The sequence below is a fragment of the Flavobacterium gelidicaeli genome, assembly GCF_013294005.1.
In the GTDB taxonomy this organism is placed as follows: domain Bacteria; phylum Bacteroidota; class Bacteroidia; order Flavobacteriales; family Flavobacteriaceae; genus Flavobacterium.
Map to the genome: position 1 here is coordinate 25961 of NZ_JABSNK010000017.1, position 18157 is coordinate 44117.

Genomic DNA, 18157 nt, shown 5'->3' on the forward strand with positions numbered 1-18157 from the left:
ATTAAATTACCCTACTTGCTATCAATTATTTAGATATTTTCTATTTGCTCTTTTATGATCTTAAGTGCAGCTGACATTCTTTTTTCGACTGCTTTTTGTGAAATATCGAGTAGCTCGGCTATTTCACGGTATTTTTTTCCATCTATGCGATTCATTAAAAAAACTTCTCTTTGCGCATCACTTAGTGAGGCAATGGCGTTTTGAAGTTTGATTTTAAATTCTTCTTCTTCTAATAAATATTCAGGATTTTGATTTGTTATGTCATGATTAGGTGTTTCTTTGGCGTAAGCCATAACTACTTTATGATGCTTAATAGTGTTTAGAAAAAGATTATTTACAGTGGTAAGCAAATAGGTTTTTACTTTATCAAAATCGATGGTTGCACAATGTTCCCATATTTTTGTAAATGCATCTTGAACTAAATCTAAAGCATTGTCTTTGTCTCCACATTTGTAAAAAGCAAAGTTAGTAGCTGACTGTACTTGCTTTAAATAAAAGTCGTTAAAGTGTTTTTCGTCGCAAAGAGATTTATTTTGGTCGCTCATAAAGGATACATTCTATTATAGTTTGTAAAAGTATAGTATTTATTTAGAATAGTACGTGGGGATGCTTTTTAGAATAAAAAAGGAAAAATTGATGTATAAAAATAATTAGCTGTTATTTTGCTAAACTATAGTAAGTAGCTTTGATTATTAGGACGGTTAGGGTTTTAAAAATTTAGATTAAAAAAAATAATGTTTTTTTAAAATTGCGGGTAGGGTAAAAATAAGTTTGATTGTCTTACTTACAGAACGGCGTAATAAAGCCTGTAAAAATTAAAAATTAAATATAAAATTATGAAAAGAGTACAACAAATTACAGCAATGACTATGATTGCATTATTAGGATTAACTTCTTGTCAAAGTGAAATTGATGAAGTAAATGGAGATAACCCAAATACAAATAATGCAAATTCTTCTGCTACAACAAACTTTAAACGTACCGCAATGTTTGATGGTTCTGTAGATGATTTTATTGATGGTAATTCTTGTTCAGCAATTATGTTTCCTGCTAAAGCAATTGTAAACGGAACTACTGTTACGCTTTTTAGTGAATTAGATTACCAACAAGTGATTACTATATTGGGACAATTTAATAATGACCAAGATTCAGTAGTACTACAATTTCCTTTAACTGTTAAAACAAGCAATTATACTGAGGTTACAGTAAATAACCAAACAGAATATAATGCTATCTTAGATGCTTGTTCATCCGCAGAAGCTTCAGGTGAAGATGCTATTTCATCTGTTGCTATTGATTTTCCTATTACAATATTAACGTATGATGTTAGTTTTCAACAAACGGGAAGTGTCGTTATAACATCCAAACAAGAACTATATGCGTATATGACTAATATTAGTAGTACTGAATTGTATGCAGTAAAATATCCAATGTCAGTTACGCTTACTGATGGTACAAAAACTACTGTTGCAAGTGATGCTGAATTTAAAGCGACTCTTGAAGCTTCATTAAAAACAGAAGCAACAATGACTGCAGCTGCAAATAATGTAAAGGAAGTAGAATCAGTTTTAGTAAACGGAATGTTTAAAGTTGAGTCTTATGTAAACGCAGGAGTTGAAACAACTACTAATTACAAAGATTTTACAGTAGATTTTGCTAACGATAAATCTATTAAAGTGATAAGTACATTAAATACTGTGGCAACAGGTACGTATGAAGTAAGCTCGCAATTAGAAGTGCTTTTAAAACTTAATTTTACAGGAAATACATCATTAAATTTATTAAATAATGACTATAAAGTAACAAGTTTTAATAATGGTTCAATCATTTTACAGAGTTCTACAAATGCAGCAATAGTGCTAGTGTTGAAACAAATATAATAAAATATTTTTTAGAACAGTCGGCTTTATTGACGACTGTTTTAAAATAGAATGCCAAATGGTTTTAAAAAAAAAGTAAATGAAAAAAGTAATTGCCTTATTGTTTGTAGTTTTAATCACATTAATTTCATGTGCTAAAGAAGATGATAATAGTCCTCTTGATTCGCCCGTTGCTGACGCAGCTGTTGTTTCAAATAATAAAAAAGGAACTGGAACATCCTCAAGAGACCTACTCTCTGATGTGAAATTTAAAAGTATGGTTATTGAGCTAGTATATGTAAAAGGATTTGAACCATCAGCGACAGCAATAAATACTTTTGTTTCGTTTATTGAAGCAAGAACTTTTAAGCCAGGTGGTATTACAGTTCTAAAAAGAGAAATTGCATCCTCAGGAAAAGCAACATTTACTAATGATGAAATCACTGCTATTGAAGATGCCAACCGAACAAAATACAATACCGTAGATCAAATAGCTGTTTGGGCTTTGTTTGTAGACGGCGATTCAGCTAGTAATGAGGGGAATAGTGTTGTATTAGGAACTGCTTATAGAAATACTTCTTTTGTGATTTATGAAAACACAATAAAAAAAATTAGTGGTAACTCTTTTTCATCAAAGAGAAGTTTGTTAGAAGCTACAGTTATTGAACATGAATTTAGTCATATTCTTGGTTTAACTAATTTAGGAGCGTCATTACAAAGTAATCATGAGAATACTGAGCATGCTAAGCATTGTAATGTTACAAATTGCTTGATGTATTATTTAGCTGAAACGCAAGGAGGAATTGGCAACATGATTTCTGGCGGGTCAGTACCTGCTCTAGATGCACAATGCTTAGCTGATTTAAAAGCTAACGGAGGACGATAGTAAATTTTATATTTTAAAAATAGCAATAAAAGATGAGAACAAGATTTTTAATACTAGTATTATTTTTAGGAATTATTACTAAAATTACTGCACAAGATAAAACTCGTAAGTCTAATGCAGGTATAAAAGGAGGTTATAATTTAGCAGCGGTTAGTTTTGATGGTGATACTAAAACTGGACAGCGACATGGGTTTCATTTGGGGATTTACGGAGAGTCTTTTATAAGTAATAGTGTTGCAATACAGCCTGAACTGTTGTATTCTCAGCAAGGTTATGAAATTAAAAATGGCAATAATACGTTTACACAAAAATTAAATTATATCAACCTACCAGTTATGCTTAAACTGTATCCTGCACAAAATTTCTTTTTAGAAGCAGGTCCACAAGTAGGATTTGCAATAACACACAAAGAACAATATGAAGGTTTGCTTAGTACCACTCAGGAATATGAACCAAATAGTTTTGATTGGGGAGTGAATTTTGGGACAGGCATAAAAACAGATTCAGGAATTACTTTTGGAGTTCGTTACCACCTAGGATTAGGCGATTTATATGATGATAATAAAGCGCAAAATAGCGTTTGGCAATTTTCATTAGGATTTGATTTATAGGTTTTGTTATTTATAACGGTAAATTGTAATTTTCAAAATCTTTAAACCCTCAAAATTCTGTATATTTGGAGCAAAATAAGGAACCACATGATTGCAACAAAAAAATCAACAACATTAGAACACTATTTTCAACAATTTAGAGACAACATCATAGGTATTAATCAAGAATTTGTTTCTCCTTATGGGAAGCAAAAAATCATCTATACTGATTGGACTGCTAGTGGTCGTTTGTACCGACCAATTGAAGAGAAGTTGATGAATGAATTTGGTCCTTTTGTAGCTAATACGCATACCGAAACCACTATTTCAGGAACGGCAATGACTAAAGCTTACCATAAAGCGCGTCATATTATAAAAGACCATGTTCGTGCTGATGAAAATGATGTTTTAATCACTGATGGAACCGGAATGACAGGTGTGGTAAATAAATTTCAACGTATTTTAGGATTGAGAGTTCCTGAGAATTTGAAAGACTTTATTACCATTCCAGCCGATAAAAAACCAATCGTTTTTATTTCGCACATGGAACACCATTCTAATCAAACAACATGGTTAGAGACTATTGCAGATGTGGTGGTAATTCCGTCTAATGAAGACGGATTATTTTGCATGAAAAATTTTAAAATTTTATTAGATCAATATAAAGATAGAAGCTTTAAGATTGCCTCGCTAACTGCTGGATCAAATGTTACAGGAATTAGAACGCCATACCATGACGTAGCTAAGGTAATGCATGAAAATAACGGACTTTGTTTTGTAGATTTTGCTTGCTCTGGACCTTATGTTACTATTGATATGCACCCTGCTAATGATCCCGAAAGTTATTTAGATGCGATTTTCTTTTCTCCCCACAAATTTTTAGGCGGACCTGGAACTCCTGGAGTTTTAGTTTTTAATAAAAAATTATACCAAAATTTAGTTCCTGACAATCCTGGTGGAGGAACTGTTTCTTGGACAAATCCTTGGGGGAAACACAAATTTATCGATAATATCGAAGATAGAGAAGATGGTGGAACACCTGGTTTTTTACAGGTAATTAAAACCGCTCTCGCTATTCAATTAAAAGAAAAAATGGGTGTGGATAACATGTTAGAAAGAGAACATGAACTGGTAGATTCTATTTTTGAATCACTGGAGTTAGTTCCTAATATCAAAATTCTAGCAGCACAGCAAAAAGATAGGCTAGGAGTAATATCATTTTACGTTGATGATTTGCATTTTAATCTAGGAGTGAAGTTATTGAATGATAAATTCGGAATTCAAACTCGTGGTGGTTGTAGTTGCGCTGGAACTTATGGACACTTTTTATTGCATGTAGATCAAGAAACATCTAATCAATTAATTGATGAAATCACACTTGGGGATTTAATTAGAAAACCAGGATGGATTAGAATGTCTATTCATCCAACAACAACAAATACCGAAATAGAATTTGTTTGTAACAGCATTAAATCATTGGCTGAAAACCATAAAATTTGGGCTTTAGATTATGAATACAATAAAAATACTAATGAATTTATCCACCAGAAGGCTAAAAATTTAGAAGACAGCTTAGTGGATAAATGGTTTTCTATATAATTTTTTCTCAGCTTAGTTTTTATCGAAAAAGAATTAAGCTGAGAAAATTATTTAAAAATTGGCGTCTTATTTTTTTAAGAACTACAAGACAACATAGAGCTTCCTATTTTCTCTCTCGCCCAATCAGGTCTTTTAGCAAACCATTTTTGAGCAGATTCTTGCTCATCGTACGGTTTTTTTAGCAAAATATGTAATTCTTCAATCAAGGAATAATCTTCATTTTCAGCAGCTTCTATGGCTAATTGTGCCATATAATTTCGTAAAACATATTTAGGATTTACTTTATCCATGGCTAGTTTTCTTTTTTGATCGGTTGCTGTTTCTATTTGTAAACGCGTACTATATTGTGTGAACCAATACAACCAAATCGCTTTTGTTTGCTCACTTACTTTTTCGGGATTATAAAATGATTCGGCAATAGTTGCAAAAGCAATTTCTTCGGAGTCGGATTTTTTAATTTCACTTAATTTCCTAAAGAAAATAGTCATGTCAGTTTCATGCAAGAGTAAATTTTGCGAAAGCAGCCCTAGCAATTCGGTATCTGTTTCTGTTGGAATTGCTAATCCTAGTTTATCACGCATCATACTTGTGTAATCTTCCTCATAAAGTTCTTGAAAACTGTGTAGAATGGTTTCTAATGGCGCTGCTTCTTCAATTAAAGGAAATAAGGCATTTGCTAATTGGTATAAATTCCACAATGCAATTTGTGGTTGGTTTCCAAAGCGGTACCTTCTGTTTTCACGATCAGTAGTATTAGGAGTCCAATCAGGATTATAATCTTCTAGCCAACCGTAGGGTCCGTAATCAATAGTCAACCCAAGGATCGACATGTTATCAGTATTCATTACACCATGCACAAAACCCACACGCTGCCAATGTACAATCTTGGCACGTGTTTTATTGGCAACAGCCTTAAAAAAAGCAATATAATCTAGTTTTGAGTTCCCTTTAATTTCTGGGAAATGATTTTTTATAGTAAAGTTGGTAAGTGATTTTAAAATTGTCAAATCATTTTGAGAAGAAAATAATTCAAAATTCCCAAATCGAATAAATGAAGGCGCAATTCTACAAACCACAGCTCCTTTTTCATATTCGGCGTGACCGTCATACATTACGTCACGTAAAACTTGATCGCCAGTAAGCGTTAAAGAAAGTGATCGAGTAGTGGGTACACCAAGGTGAAACATGGCTTCGCTACATAAATGTTCTCTAATTGAGGAACGCAATACCGCTAGACCATCAGCACGACGAGAATAAGGTGTCATTCCAGCGCCTTTTAATTGCAGTGTGAAATTTTTATTTTGATATTCAATTTCCGTTAGGATAATTGCTCTTCCGTCACCCAACTGTCCAGCCCAGTTCCCAAACTGATGTCCGGCATAACTCATAGCATAAGGACGAGTTTCCGGTAAAACCTCTTTACCGGAAAATATATTGGTGAAGTAAGGTGTTTCTGCATCAGCTTTGGTTAAACCAATGAGCTTCGCAGCATCTTTAGAGTAATGAATTAATTGAGGGTTGAATGGTACTCTGGGATTTACATAAGAAAAACAAGCATTGTGAACTTGACGAGTAACATTAGTTTCATCAAGGTCAGCTGGTAATTCAGTACTAAATCTATTGTTTATTTTTAATTTCATCATAAGGTATATTACAATCAAAATTAACGAAATTTAGCGGAAACACTAGTTAATTAAAACTAAAATGTCCAAATAATTAGCGTTTGTGCTTCCATCTTTTATGTGTCCAAAAGTAATATTCAGGTGCTTCGTAGATTTGTTTTTCTACTTCTTGGATAAATTGATGCGTAATTTCAAAATTAGGAATAGACTTAGGATCATTACTTAATGGAATAAAAGTGGCTTTATAATAGCCTCTTTTTACCTTTTCTACTTTAGCAAATAATATTGGAAGATCATACTTTTTAGCCAAAACTTCGGCACCTGTATGCACAGGAACTTCAATTCCCATAAAAGTATCCCAATGTGTAACACGTGTGATTTTTGGTGATTGATCACTAGCCAAACCATACATGCAAAGCACTCCCTTGCGCTGGTTATTTGAAATCAGCGGAATTGTATCTCTAGTTACCACAAGTTGGGTATTGTATTTGGAACGAATGTCTCTTACTAATTTATCAAAATATTTATTTTTGATTTTTTTATAAACTCCAATTCCCTGAAAAGCAACTTTTGTATTTAACGTCAATAACCATTCCCAGCTCGCATAATGAGACGCTAAGAGCATAATGCTTTTGCCTTTGGCTTCATATTCTTTTATTAGTTCTGGATTAGTAACAACAAAACGCTTGCTCATTTCTTCAGGTGACATGGTCATTGTTTTTGTCATTTCTAAAAACATATCACATAAATGGTGGTAGAATTTTTTTTCAATAATTAAACGTTCTCTATCGCTTAGATTAGGTAAAGCTAGCGCTAGGTTAGCACGAACTGTTTTTTTTCTATAACCAACAATATGATAAACTAAAACATAAATAGCATCAGACAAAGCATAAAATATAGGAAACGGAAGAATAGATACCAACCAAAGTAGAGGATAAGCTACTATATAAACTAGAAATTGCATGCAGTTTTTTTTGCAAAGGTAAGTCAAAAATGGCTAGCGTTAAAAAAATATAAAGTAGTAAAGTTGGCTATTAGAGAATCACTATATTTACATTTAAATATAAAATCAATTTATGAATACCATTTTAATTATAATTATTGCAGCAAACGTTATCTTTAGTTTTAAAGGATTTGAAGACACTGCCTTTTTTAGAAAATATGAATTTCACATGGGGAGTGTGCGATCAGGAGAGCAAATTAGATTGATTTCATCCGGATTTTTACATGCTGATATTGGGCATTTGGCTTTTAATATGCTTACACTTTATTTTTTTGCTCCTGTAGTTATTGCTTACTTAGGAAGTTTATCCTTTGTTATTATATATTTGGGGAGTTTGTTATTTGGTAGTTTACTCACCATTGTTTTTCATAAAAATGATTATAATTATCGTGCAGTTGGAGCATCTGGAGCGGTAACAGGAGTTTTATATTCGGCTATATTATTGCGACCAGATATGATGTTGGGACTGTTTTTTATTATTCCAGTTCCAGCGTATTTATTCGGAATATTATACTTGCTATATTCAATTTACGGTATGCGTGCTAAAAATGATAATATAGGACATACAGCCCATTTTGGTGGCGCTATAGGTGGCTATTTAATCACTTTAGCAACAAATCCGGGTCTAATAGCGCAACATAGTTTAATGGTTGTTTTATTGGCTATTCCAATTGTTATTCTTTTTGTTATGGCAAAGATGGGTAAGTTATGATGGCACGGCTTTTGAAATAATAGTTATAACAATATAAAAAACAATCAAAATAACATATTATGAAAAAAGCAATAATAATTTTAGCTCTCGCTTTTATTTCAACTTCGTATGCACAGGAAATTAAACAAGTACCACAAATAAGTGTCAATGGACAAGCCAAAGTAAAAGTGGCACCAGATCAAGCGACGATTACTGCTACAGTAGAGACAAAAGGAAGCAATTCAAAAGAGGTTAAGAGAGAAAACGACAAGCAAATTGATGCTGTTTTAAAGTTAATCAAGAAAAATAATATCGCCACTGCAGATTATAGAACGCAGCGTGTAGCCTTAAATCCTCAGTATGATTATGCTAAGAAGAAAACCAATTATAATGCGACACAAACAATCGAAATAATTGTAAGAAACCTGAATCAATATGATGAATTGATGGAAGGATTAGTTTCTGAAGGAGTAAACCGAATTGATAATGTAATGTTTCAATCTTCGGATTTAGCTAAACATGAGGCTGAGGCAAGAAAATTAGCAATGAAAGACGCCAAGCTTAAAGCAGAGGATTACGTGTCTGTATTGGGGCAAAAAGTAGGTCGTGCAATTACAATATCAGATAATTCTCAAACCTATTCTCCACAACCTGTTTATGCTCGGATGATGAAAGCAGAAATGAGTGACTCAGTATCTACTAGGGAAACACTTGCTGTAGGAGAAATTGAAATCACAGCAAATGTAAATGTTAGTTTTATTTTAGAATAAGTATTACCATAGTAAGTTTTAAAAAAAGCTACTCACTTTGTTGTAAGATGTGAGTAGTTTTTTTTTGTGAATGATTTTAAGACTGTTTTGGAAAAATAAGGCATAAAAAAAAACGTTTCAATTTCTTGAAACGTTTTAGTGGGGAGAGTAGGATTCGAACCTAATCGGCTAAACCCTTATCTATGCTGCATTTGTCTAAATTTGAAACGGTATGTGCCACGATTTTGCCATAAAACTAATAGAGTTAATTTGATAGTTAAATTGCATCTATATCAGTTACTTAACTTGATTTTAATGAACGTAATAATTCGAATATAATGAGTTGCAAAGTTAACTAATTTTTAATATAATTGTTTTTTTTAGAGGATAATTACTTATTTATATTTAGGATTCTGATTACTTGTAGGATGTAACCTATTTGAACACATACTTAATTTAACGTAGCTAATGGAGTAGGAGAGTATAGATAATATGCCTTGTGTCAATAATTTTATTAAAAACAACTTACAAAAGCAGAAATGCTAATCTTATGTTTTATCTTTAAATCCTCGAAAGTACTGAGAGTCAATGCCAAAGTATGGCCGTGTTCTATTGTAATTTTAAAACTTTAAAACCCAATTTTAGTAGCAACTGTATTTTTCTCCCATTTCTCTGAATTACAAAAACTGATAATTTTTTCAAAAGTTAATTTGTTTCCCAACACCACTTCTTCCATAATGCATTTTCGAGCAATATTCCCCATTTCACCACCTGAAAATTTATAGTTATTGGCTAAATAGGATGCTTCTTTAGTAGTAATACTGGGCAATTTATTTTTCCAGATTTTAGCTGCGTTATCTACGGAAGGAGTATCAAATTTAATTTTAAACAGAAAGCGTCTTTCAAAAGCAGGATCCAAATTATTAAACAAATTAGAAGTTGCAAATAGGATTCCATCGAAGTTTTCTAAATCTTCCAAAAGTACATTCTGAATTGCATTTTCAGTATCGGAAACGCTGGAAGATCCTGCCATTTTTCGTTTTCCAATGATCGCATCTGCTTCATTAAAAAGCAAAATAGGACATATTTTTTCTTGCTCTTTCAATTCATAATAATCAGTAAATATCTTTTTAACCAATTTTTGACTTTCACCAAACCACATTGATTTAGTTTCGGAAATTTCTACTTTATAAATTGGACGATTGTATTTTTTGGCAATTTGATATACCGTTTCCGTTTTTCCAGTTCCTGGAGCTCCATACAAAAGTGAACTCACGCCAACAGGCATATTATTCGCTTTTAATCGCTTTTGCAAATTGGAGAATGCTATTTGCGACATACTTTTTACAACGGGTTCTAGCAATTGTTGCTCTAAAGGGTTGTAGAACAAATTGGTCTTTTGAATTTTATCAGGATAAATCAGTTTATCGTTTTTGCTTTCTTTTTGCACAAACGAAATTCCTTCCATCTCACTGAGCATTCTTACCGCTTTTGAAGACAATTGTATTTTGTGTCTGTTGGCAAATTCACTCTTGTCTTTTTCTACCAAATTCAAAGTATTCAACTTTGTTTTACCTAATAAAAAACTGGAGACATAGTCAAAAGTATCACTTTTACTTTTCGTGAAATCATCTACTGTTTTTTGAAAAGCAGTGTTAAAATCATTATCTCCTATAGAAATAGCATCAAGAACAGCATCAAAAAAAACAAAAGAATCAATAGGTTCTAAATTTTCACAAGCATAATTGATTAGTGGAAACTTTCGATTGTCTTTTAATAATTTTTTGAATCGATATGCAAAAATGTGATACTGAATTTCTTTATTGTCTTTGGCATCACTTAAAACATCTAAGTCTTTTAAAAATACATGAAAAGTATCATCTATTAGTTGTATCGAAATCAATTCAGAGGGGATATTTTTATTGGAAACAAGAAATTCCAACAAGTCTTTTTTTACCGAATAATCTTCTTGTAGCACATTTCTATGTTTTTCTTTATTTAAAATATTTTTGTCAACCAAATATTGAATGTCATTCAAATAAGGTAAGAATCCAATTTTTTCTAGTCCAAAATAAGTGATTAATTCTTTCAGTTCAATTTCATCAAAGCAAGACAAACTAATAAAACTGGAAAGCAAAATACTCTGGATATCATTAATTTGAAAATAGTTAGAAATGTATTGGATTTCGAAGCTTAAGGCATCATAACGGTCCAAAATTAGCTTTGATTTTTCAGAAGTTTTGTGAATCGTTTCTACCGCTTTTAAAATGGTCATTTCTGTAGTTTCCATAACTTTATGTTTTAGTATGGTACAAAAATAAAACGACACACTGCCAAGGTGTGTCGTTCTACAAATCTTTTAAGTTGTAAATCTATTTTTAAATTTCAAAAACAATTGGAGCATTTACCAATTGATAATTTACATTTACCGAAGAAGCATTTGCAAAAATGGTTTTGCTTTTCTCCTTCATTCCATAACCTTCGTGAATGTGACCAAATACGTGAAGTTTGGGTTTGATTTGGTTTACTTTTTTGAGCAACATTTCGCATCCTGCATTATAATTGGAAGCCGTTCGGTCTAAAATCCCAAAAGGCGGGCCGTGTGTAATTAAAATATCGGTATCTTTAGGGATTAAACGCCAATGTCTGTTGATTTCAGTGCCTTTTTTTCGATTAAAAGCCCAATCACAAAATTCAGGTTGCACAGGCGAACCCCATATTTTCAGCCCCTCAATTTCTATTCCTGAATCGTTGAGATAATGAATGTTTTTTGGTATTACTTTATCAATATAGGCTTTGTCTTTTTTTTCAAAAAACCAATCATGGTTCCCCGCAATAAAAATTTTATGTGTGTAGGGTTGTTCTTCAAACCATCTCAAGAAAACAATGACCTCATCTTCCGTTCCATATCCGCACAAATCACCTGCATGAATGAGCATATCGCCACCAAGTAATTCTAATTGGTTGTGACGGAAATGGGTATCGGAGATTAGGGTTAGGGTCATTTTTGTTGGTTTGGTTTAAAATATTGTGATATTTAATTATTCTTTATAATTCAATGCTAATTTATCTCTTCCTCTTTCAGTGATTTTTTTAGATTTAGTTTTCTGAAGTTCTCCCCAACAACTCTTGTTTTTTCAAGCATAAATAAAACGGATTTTTCTTCATTTAAACAAATTCTTTTATGATAACATTCGCTTAAAAGTTTTTTATCCTTAATTATTTTATTACGCCAATCACTGAATGCCAATTCTTTATTTATTAAACTATTTAAAAATTCATTTCGTTCCTGATTAACAGTAATCATATCTAATAAATTATAAACTGGACGAATAAATTTATTATCTTTATTATCAAAGGCAGTTTTCCATTCTGAAGCTGAATTTAATAAAGAATATCTATGAGCCGAAAGTGAATAAGTATATCCATCCCAACTTGAGTAATCGCCTATAGTTAACAATGCTCTCCTTAATAAATCATCTTTTATTTTAAATATTAGTAAAAAAGAATTTGAAACCTTTTTAAATTTTTCAAAATCATATACTTCATTAATTTTTGAAAATTCTAATAAAAAATCAATCTTACCTTTTAAAAAAGAATCAACTTCAATTTTACATATTTGACTTTTCCAATCATAATCTCCAATATTGATTAAAATTGCTTTTAACTTCTCCTCTGTAATTTGATTACCATAAAATCCAGTCAACTCAATAGATGCAATTTCATTAATAACATCATCCAGTCTCATTAATCTATTTACAGAGCTTAAAACATTTTTAATGTTTTCCGTATTAATATCTGTGTTTTCAACTAAATTCCTTAAAATCCTAATTTTTTTCTTAAATTCTATTTCTTCAATATCTTTATTATTTGATAGAACATATTGAAACAATCCATAAAACAAAGTTCTGGACTTAAAATCTGTTTTGCTTAAAAAACGCATAAATAGATTTGAATTATCTTCCTTTTCTGAATCCCAAAAATTCACCTCTTTTAATAATTCATTTATCTTTAATGCCACTTCCTCTTTTGAATAAAAATCTAAAAAAGTGGTAATGTTTTGAATAATGATATCATCCTTTATGTCCTTAAAATCAAAAAGGAAAGTTTGATATTCTTTGTTTGAAATATAGATATTAACATCATTAAAAACTGTTGTTTTTAGTTTAAACTCTTCTGATTTAATATTTCCTTTAAAATTTTCAACATAATTAAAAAAAGCTATTCCTCTAAAGAAATTCATCATTTCTTCATCAATTGAGTTATCCCCATTATCCGAATTCCAAAATAAATCTGTCCAAGTTGTATCTAATTTATAAGACCAATCTTTTTTAAATTCTTTAGTTGTTTTTTTCTCTAACTCGTCATCCAACCAAGCTTTAAAATTTTCAAAATCAGACAATTGCTTACCTCTCGAATTCATTTTAACATACAATTCATCGGTTAGTTTGAATTCATTTAATGGCAAAAAATAAAAGGTAATATCTTCCCTTGTTCTTAATTTCTCCCAAAATTCTGTTTTCCCTTTAAATAAATTATGAATAGCATTAACCATAACCAACATTGCTTTCACAGTTGGATCTTTTTTCCACGAATAAAAAAACCAAGATTGATTCTCTATTTCGATAGATAAGTTTTCAACTTCATAACTAATTTCTTTAGTCAGTATAGCTGTAATAAATTTTTGAGTGCTACTTCTAATTTCATATTTAAACTTCAATAGAATTTCTTTGCATTCTTCTGTATAGTTATTTGAAATTCTTGCTAAATACCAATGTAATAAAAATAAAGTTGTTAAACGTTGCTGACCATCAAGTGGAATTAATTCATTATTATCATTAGAACCATAAACAAAGTCAAGGTTTAAAACTTGATTATCTTTATCTAAAACATCAAATAATTTATTCAGTATCTCTGTTCTAATAATTTCAATTTTCACGTCTTCTCTCCCTTGAGCAAAATCACGTTGAATCTTCGGAATGATAATTTTATTATCATTTAAAAGTTTCCAAAAGGTCATTTTTTCTCCTATAGTCTGTATTTTTTCCATTATGTAGTTTTATGAAATAGTTGTTTTAATAGCTTCAAAATAATCCTCTCTGTCTCTATTTGTCCAAAAATAAAATTGTTTTGGATCTTTTGTGTATTGTTTTAAAAACACATTTTTTGTACAAATGGGTAGGTAATGATTTCCTTTTTCGGCCTTAATAATCATTTCCCTTTTAGTTGCAAAAATGTTGTTACTTAACGAACTGTTTGTTTTTCCATCCAATAAAGCTAAATTACTTATTTCATTCATTTCGCTACCGTCAGAAGTTAATTTTACAACTTTATTAAATAATTCTTCAAACTTTTCTTTGGACAATTTGTCATTATTGTGCTCTTGAATTTCTATTATTAGATTTGAAACATTTTCTATTTCTTCTATTTTCTTCAATCCAATTATTGAATCTTCCATCCATTTATTCCATTGATCTAAAGAATTCATTCCGTCTGACTTTTGAGCATGAATATGCTCTACAGACCATTTGGTTATCTTAAATGACTTGAAAGGAAATCTATTAAAATTGTTTTCTGATGAGTTATTGATATGAGTTTTTATGTTGAATAAAAGCAAAGCATTAGTAACTAGTCCTGAACCATAAAGATAATCTCCTAATTTTTGCACAGTATCTGATTTTTTTATTTCATCATTTACCCACTTATTAAATTCTCTTTTGGATGTGCTTTTTTGTTTGTTATAAACTTCTTTTATTTTGTTTTTTCCGGAAACTGCTAACTGATAACCAACTAAATGATACAATTCAAGATCGTTAAACCAATCTTGTAAACAATAAAACAATTCGGTAATCTTTTGCCACTCATCGTTTAGATTTATTTCCTTTTTAGCAAAAAAATGGAATGAATATAATTTGTCTTGTTTCTTATCTTCAAAATGTTTGTTTGCAATTATATCTAATAAAAAATCAATTCTTGTAAACTTGTTTTCTTTTCCAGATGAAATAAAATACCATAGCTCATCATTTTGCAATTCTTTTTCTATAAAATCCCATTCTAAAGCAATCTGATTTTTGACTTCATTAGTCAAATTATTTTCTTTAGAAGATAAAAACAATGCTTTTATCAATTCTGAATTCGTAAGAGGAATTTTTCCAATATTGATTCTTGCAAAAAGTTCTTGAGGTTTTATTTCCTCCTTTACATCATACCATATAACTTTTGTACAATTTACAAGATTACCATATAAATTATTTTCAGGGTTTTCTAAAAACCATTTCTTTATCACATTGTAAGCAATAAATAAATGATAATTATCTATATTATTTATTTCTTCGTTTTTGAAAATATTCCAGTTGGATTCTTCAATTGAGTTATTTGAAATTTGGTTATTTAAAAACAATTCACTCTTCTTCCTTGTTTGATAATCAATTTTAAAGCTTTTTTCATCTAAAACTGATAGAATAATAAAAATGGTAGTTATTCTCTGTTGGCCATCAATTAATTCGACTTTACCCTCTGTTTTTTTTACGACAATTGGTTGAAGACAATAGAACTCCCCCTTTTTTCCTAATTCAAATTCATTAATGTCATTTAATAAATCTATTACTTGTTGTTCATCCCATTTATATCCACGTTGATATGAATCAACAAAGAAATGATTATTCTCTTCGATAATAGTTTTTATCGATTTTAATTCTAATGTGTTTTTTTCTTCCATATTTATTTTTAGTCGTTTATATATATATATATTAAAAAGTTCCCCACAAGCCCGAGCATCACTCAAAGCATTGTGATGATTTAATTATACAGCAAATTTTTCGTACAAGTTAATTAATTTTGCCTTGTAAATCTTATATATAAAAAATATTACACTATGATATTGACATTCTATAAAACTCTAGTGTATTCTTTATTACAGTCTAAATTGATGCGAAATATTGATATAAAAAAAACAAAAGGAGGCGCTATTAATTGTAATTTATTTTCCTGTTTTTGGCTGCAGCTATTATATTGTCATTACAAATCATCAATAGTATTTCCGCTTTTTAAGTGGTAGGTGCTTTAATCTACGTTTCCAAAAACTTTTTGATATTCTCTAAATCCTATTTCGCTGATAGGAATTTTCGAAATATCTTCAAAACCTTTGTTTTTTTCAAGAATTTCAGAAACAACTTCTATCGTTTTAATTATAATTTCATCCATTTTTGAAAGAGATGCCTTTGTACTTATATTCCCGTATTTTTTCCTTACTTTATTATTATCTAAAAGAAGGAAATCATCAACTTGATCTTTTAGGTTTTGAGCATTATCAAAAGCAAATTGATATCGTTTTTCGCCTTCAAAGGCGAAAGGTGTGATTACAAAAGCTGCAGTAATAATCACTTTTTGTCGAATTATTTCAGCTATGAAGGGAAGCGCCAAAGTTGCAGTTTCTCCACCATAACCAGCAATCAGAAACACAATTTTGGTGCTTTTGGTAATTACTTTTTCTACTTCGTTTATAAATGCTTCGTAGCTTATTTTAGGGGCTACGTTGGTATCAAGTTCAGTAGCTGAAGCTGTTTCTAATTGAATTTTGATAGGTATGTTACTATTCTTTAGCGTCTGAAGATTGGTGTCTTAAGCAACGCAATCAACTCCTTTTAATTGCTGTTGGTAAATAGCATTTACAATATTACAACCGCAACCTCCAATGCCGAGTATGGTTATGGAACTGTTTTTATCAACGGTACAATCTAAATTTGAATTTACATTGGTAGAATTTTTCATTTTTTACTTTTAAATTTGATATTAAGAAAACAAGGTATGTCGGTTTGATTTATAAATAATTATATTTTCATTCTCCATTCGAACCAAACTCACTTGACAAATACTTGAGCGAAAACCTTGGGCTGTTTCAAAATCTATGGCGGTAAAGGATTCCATTTATTTATACAATTTCCCCATTTCGGCAATACACTTTTTTACTTCATTTTGTAAAAAAAGAGGTTCAATTACTTTTACATCTGAACCCAATTTTAAAATTTCCATAATAATATGATGGGTAGGATGAATGTAAATTTCAATCAAAACCCTTTTCTTATTTTCTTCTAAAATATGTTGGGATTCGTGAAGCGGAAAACTCTTGATGTAATTTCCTTGTTTCCAAGAAAATTCTAAAACAATTTTCTGCACTGGTTCATAGGTCTCTACACCAAAAGCATCTTTAAACTCTTTTTCGACATTGTAAGAAATGGGTTTGAACTTGGTATCGGTGATGTTTAAATTGGAAATACGATCTAATCCAAAAGTTTTTATATGTTCATCTTTTTTGTCCAAAGCGATCAAATACCATCGTTGTTGCGATTCTTTGATAGCAATGGGATAGACCTTACGTTCAGTTATATCATCATCCCAATGTTTTTGGTGGGTGAATTTTAGGATAAACCGATTTTGAATGGCGTGAATAATACCGTGAATGTGCTCTGTACCTAATGATTTTCGTTTTTCGAGAAAGACACTGGGAGAAAATTTATTTCCTTCTTGTAAAGCGTGATGAATTGAAAACGCATCCATCATTCGGGTTACGGATTGGTCTTCAATTTCTTCTTCGTCAATACAATAGCTTTTGTCTTTACGGTCGTACTGAATTATAATTCCGAAAAGCTTCTGGATATCTTTTTTGTCTCTTTCAAAAGTGCGGACTGAATATTCGAAATCGGTTTTAATATCTGCTTTTGAAAATTTATTCATTACATATTCTTGCAATTCTGTAAAACTAGAAGGATGACTTCTCAAGCGGTCTATGATGTAGAGATAGCGTTTAAAAAAGATTAACTTTGACATAGTACTTTGATTTATTTTTCAAAGATAAAGCATTCGTCTGCCGATTAACGGCAGAGTAAATTATTAATTAGGTTAAATATAGTATTGATACTACCCAACTTATGATGTACTTACCATCACTTTTTTGATTGGCTAGTTAGGGAGGCAACTTTTGATGGCTAGCAAAATTTTGAAATTAAGTAAATCTTGGTTAGCAGAAACGTGATTATAAGCAGGAGGGGGTGGAGTGGTTCTTTGAAAAATAAACTTAAAAAATGAGGCCTGATCGTTAAATTGCTCTCGCAATTACCTTTGCTTTTTTTTTTTAATAAAAGCAAAGATATAGAGTAGAG

Annotated in this window: 15 protein-coding genes and 1 pseudogene; 6 read left to right on the forward strand and 10 right to left on the reverse strand. The window is 30.8% G+C overall.

Features of this window, described 5'->3' with window-relative positions:
• Positions 1–29 precede the first annotated feature (29 nt).
• Entirely contained in the window at positions 30–545 is a 516-nt protein-coding gene (locus tag HNP99_RS16380) for an RNA polymerase sigma factor (RefSeq protein ID WP_173854529.1), read from the reverse strand.
• A gap of 291 nt (positions 546–836) precedes the next feature.
• Here HNP99_RS16380 and HNP99_RS16385 point away from each other — a divergent pair, with 291 nt between their 5' ends.
• The 4 genes from HNP99_RS16385 to HNP99_RS16400 all read left to right on the forward strand — a co-directional run bounded on the left by HNP99_RS16385 (position 837) and on the right by HNP99_RS16400 (position 4934).
• Positions 837–1880 (forward strand): hypothetical protein, encoded by a 1044-nt coding sequence (locus tag HNP99_RS16385; RefSeq protein WP_173854530.1) that lies wholly within the window; start codon positions 837–839, stop codon positions 1878–1880.
• A gap of 79 nt (positions 1881–1959) precedes the next feature.
• On the forward strand, positions 1960–2745 hold the full coding sequence (locus tag HNP99_RS16390) for a membrane metalloprotease (RefSeq protein ID WP_173854531.1): 786 nt from the start codon (positions 1960–1962) through the stop codon (positions 2743–2745).
• Positions 2746–2777: 32 nt separating this feature from the next.
• The gene (locus HNP99_RS16395; protein ID WP_173854532.1) at positions 2778–3356 is read left to right on the forward strand and encodes a porin family protein; all 579 of its coding nucleotides are present in this window, start codon (positions 2778–2780) and stop codon (positions 3354–3356) included.
• A gap of 87 nt (positions 3357–3443) precedes the next feature.
• Positions 3444–4934 (forward strand): aminotransferase class V-fold PLP-dependent enzyme, encoded by a 1491-nt coding sequence (locus HNP99_RS16400; RefSeq protein WP_173854533.1) that lies wholly within the window; start codon positions 3444–3446, stop codon positions 4932–4934.
• 74 nt (positions 4935–5008) lie between these two features.
• On the opposite strand, the gene HNP99_RS16405 is transcribed toward HNP99_RS16400, so the two are convergent.
• On the reverse strand, positions 5009–6577 hold the full coding sequence (locus HNP99_RS16405; RefSeq protein ID WP_173854534.1) for a protein adenylyltransferase SelO: 1569 nt from the start codon (positions 6575–6577) through the stop codon (positions 5009–5011).
• A gap of 73 nt (positions 6578–6650) precedes the next feature.
• Complete coding sequence (locus HNP99_RS16410; RefSeq protein WP_173854535.1) at positions 6651–7520, reverse strand: lysophospholipid acyltransferase family protein; 870 nt, start codon at positions 7518–7520, stop codon at positions 6651–6653.
• A gap of 112 nt (positions 7521–7632) precedes the next feature.
• Here HNP99_RS16410 and HNP99_RS16415 point away from each other — a divergent pair, with 112 nt between their 5' ends.
• Both HNP99_RS16415 and HNP99_RS16420 read left to right on the forward strand, forming a co-directional pair.
• Positions 7633–8271, forward strand: coding sequence for a rhomboid family intramembrane serine protease (locus HNP99_RS16415; RefSeq protein WP_173854536.1), 639 nt, complete (start codon positions 7633–7635; stop codon positions 8269–8271).
• 59 nt (positions 8272–8330) lie between these two features.
• Positions 8331–9020, forward strand: a complete 690-nt coding sequence (locus HNP99_RS16420) for an SIMPL domain-containing protein (RefSeq protein ID WP_173854537.1) — start codon at positions 8331–8333, stop codon at positions 9018–9020.
• A gap of 607 nt (positions 9021–9627) precedes the next feature.
• Here HNP99_RS16420 and HNP99_RS16425 read toward each other — a convergent pair.
• From HNP99_RS16425 to HNP99_RS16455, 7 genes and pseudogenes are all read right to left on the reverse strand, one after another.
• A complete protein-coding gene (locus HNP99_RS16425; protein WP_173854538.1) occupies positions 9628–11289 on the reverse strand; it encodes an ATP-binding protein in 1662 nt (553 codons plus the stop codon).
• A gap of 88 nt (positions 11290–11377) precedes the next feature.
• Positions 11378–12004 carry a metallophosphatase domain-containing protein gene (locus tag HNP99_RS16430; RefSeq protein WP_173854539.1) on the reverse strand — a complete coding sequence of 209 codons (627 nt, stop codon included), beginning with the start codon at positions 12002–12004 and terminating at the stop codon, positions 11378–11380.
• A gap of 56 nt (positions 12005–12060) precedes the next feature.
• Complete coding sequence (locus HNP99_RS16435) at positions 12061–14049, reverse strand: DUF262 domain-containing protein (protein WP_173854540.1); 1989 nt, start codon at positions 14047–14049, stop codon at positions 12061–12063.
• A 9-nt stretch (positions 14050–14058) separates the two neighbouring features.
• Positions 14059–15717 (reverse strand): DUF262 domain-containing protein, encoded by a 1659-nt coding sequence (locus HNP99_RS16440; RefSeq protein WP_173854541.1) that lies wholly within the window; start codon positions 15715–15717, stop codon positions 14059–14061.
• Between the two features lie 344 nt (positions 15718–16061).
• Positions 16062–16607 (reverse strand): annotated as a pseudogene (locus tag HNP99_RS16445) (FtsZ/tubulin family protein); the annotation flags it as partial.
• Positions 16608–16619: 12 nt separating this feature from the next.
• Entirely contained in the window at positions 16620–16769 is a 150-nt protein-coding gene (locus HNP99_RS16450; protein WP_173854542.1) for a hypothetical protein, read from the reverse strand.
• A 156-nt stretch (positions 16770–16925) separates the two neighbouring features.
• Positions 16926–17825 carry a helix-turn-helix transcriptional regulator gene (locus tag HNP99_RS16455; protein ID WP_173854543.1) on the reverse strand — a complete coding sequence of 300 codons (900 nt, stop codon included), beginning with the start codon at positions 17823–17825 and terminating at the stop codon, positions 16926–16928.
• Positions 17826–18157 lie beyond the last annotated feature (332 nt).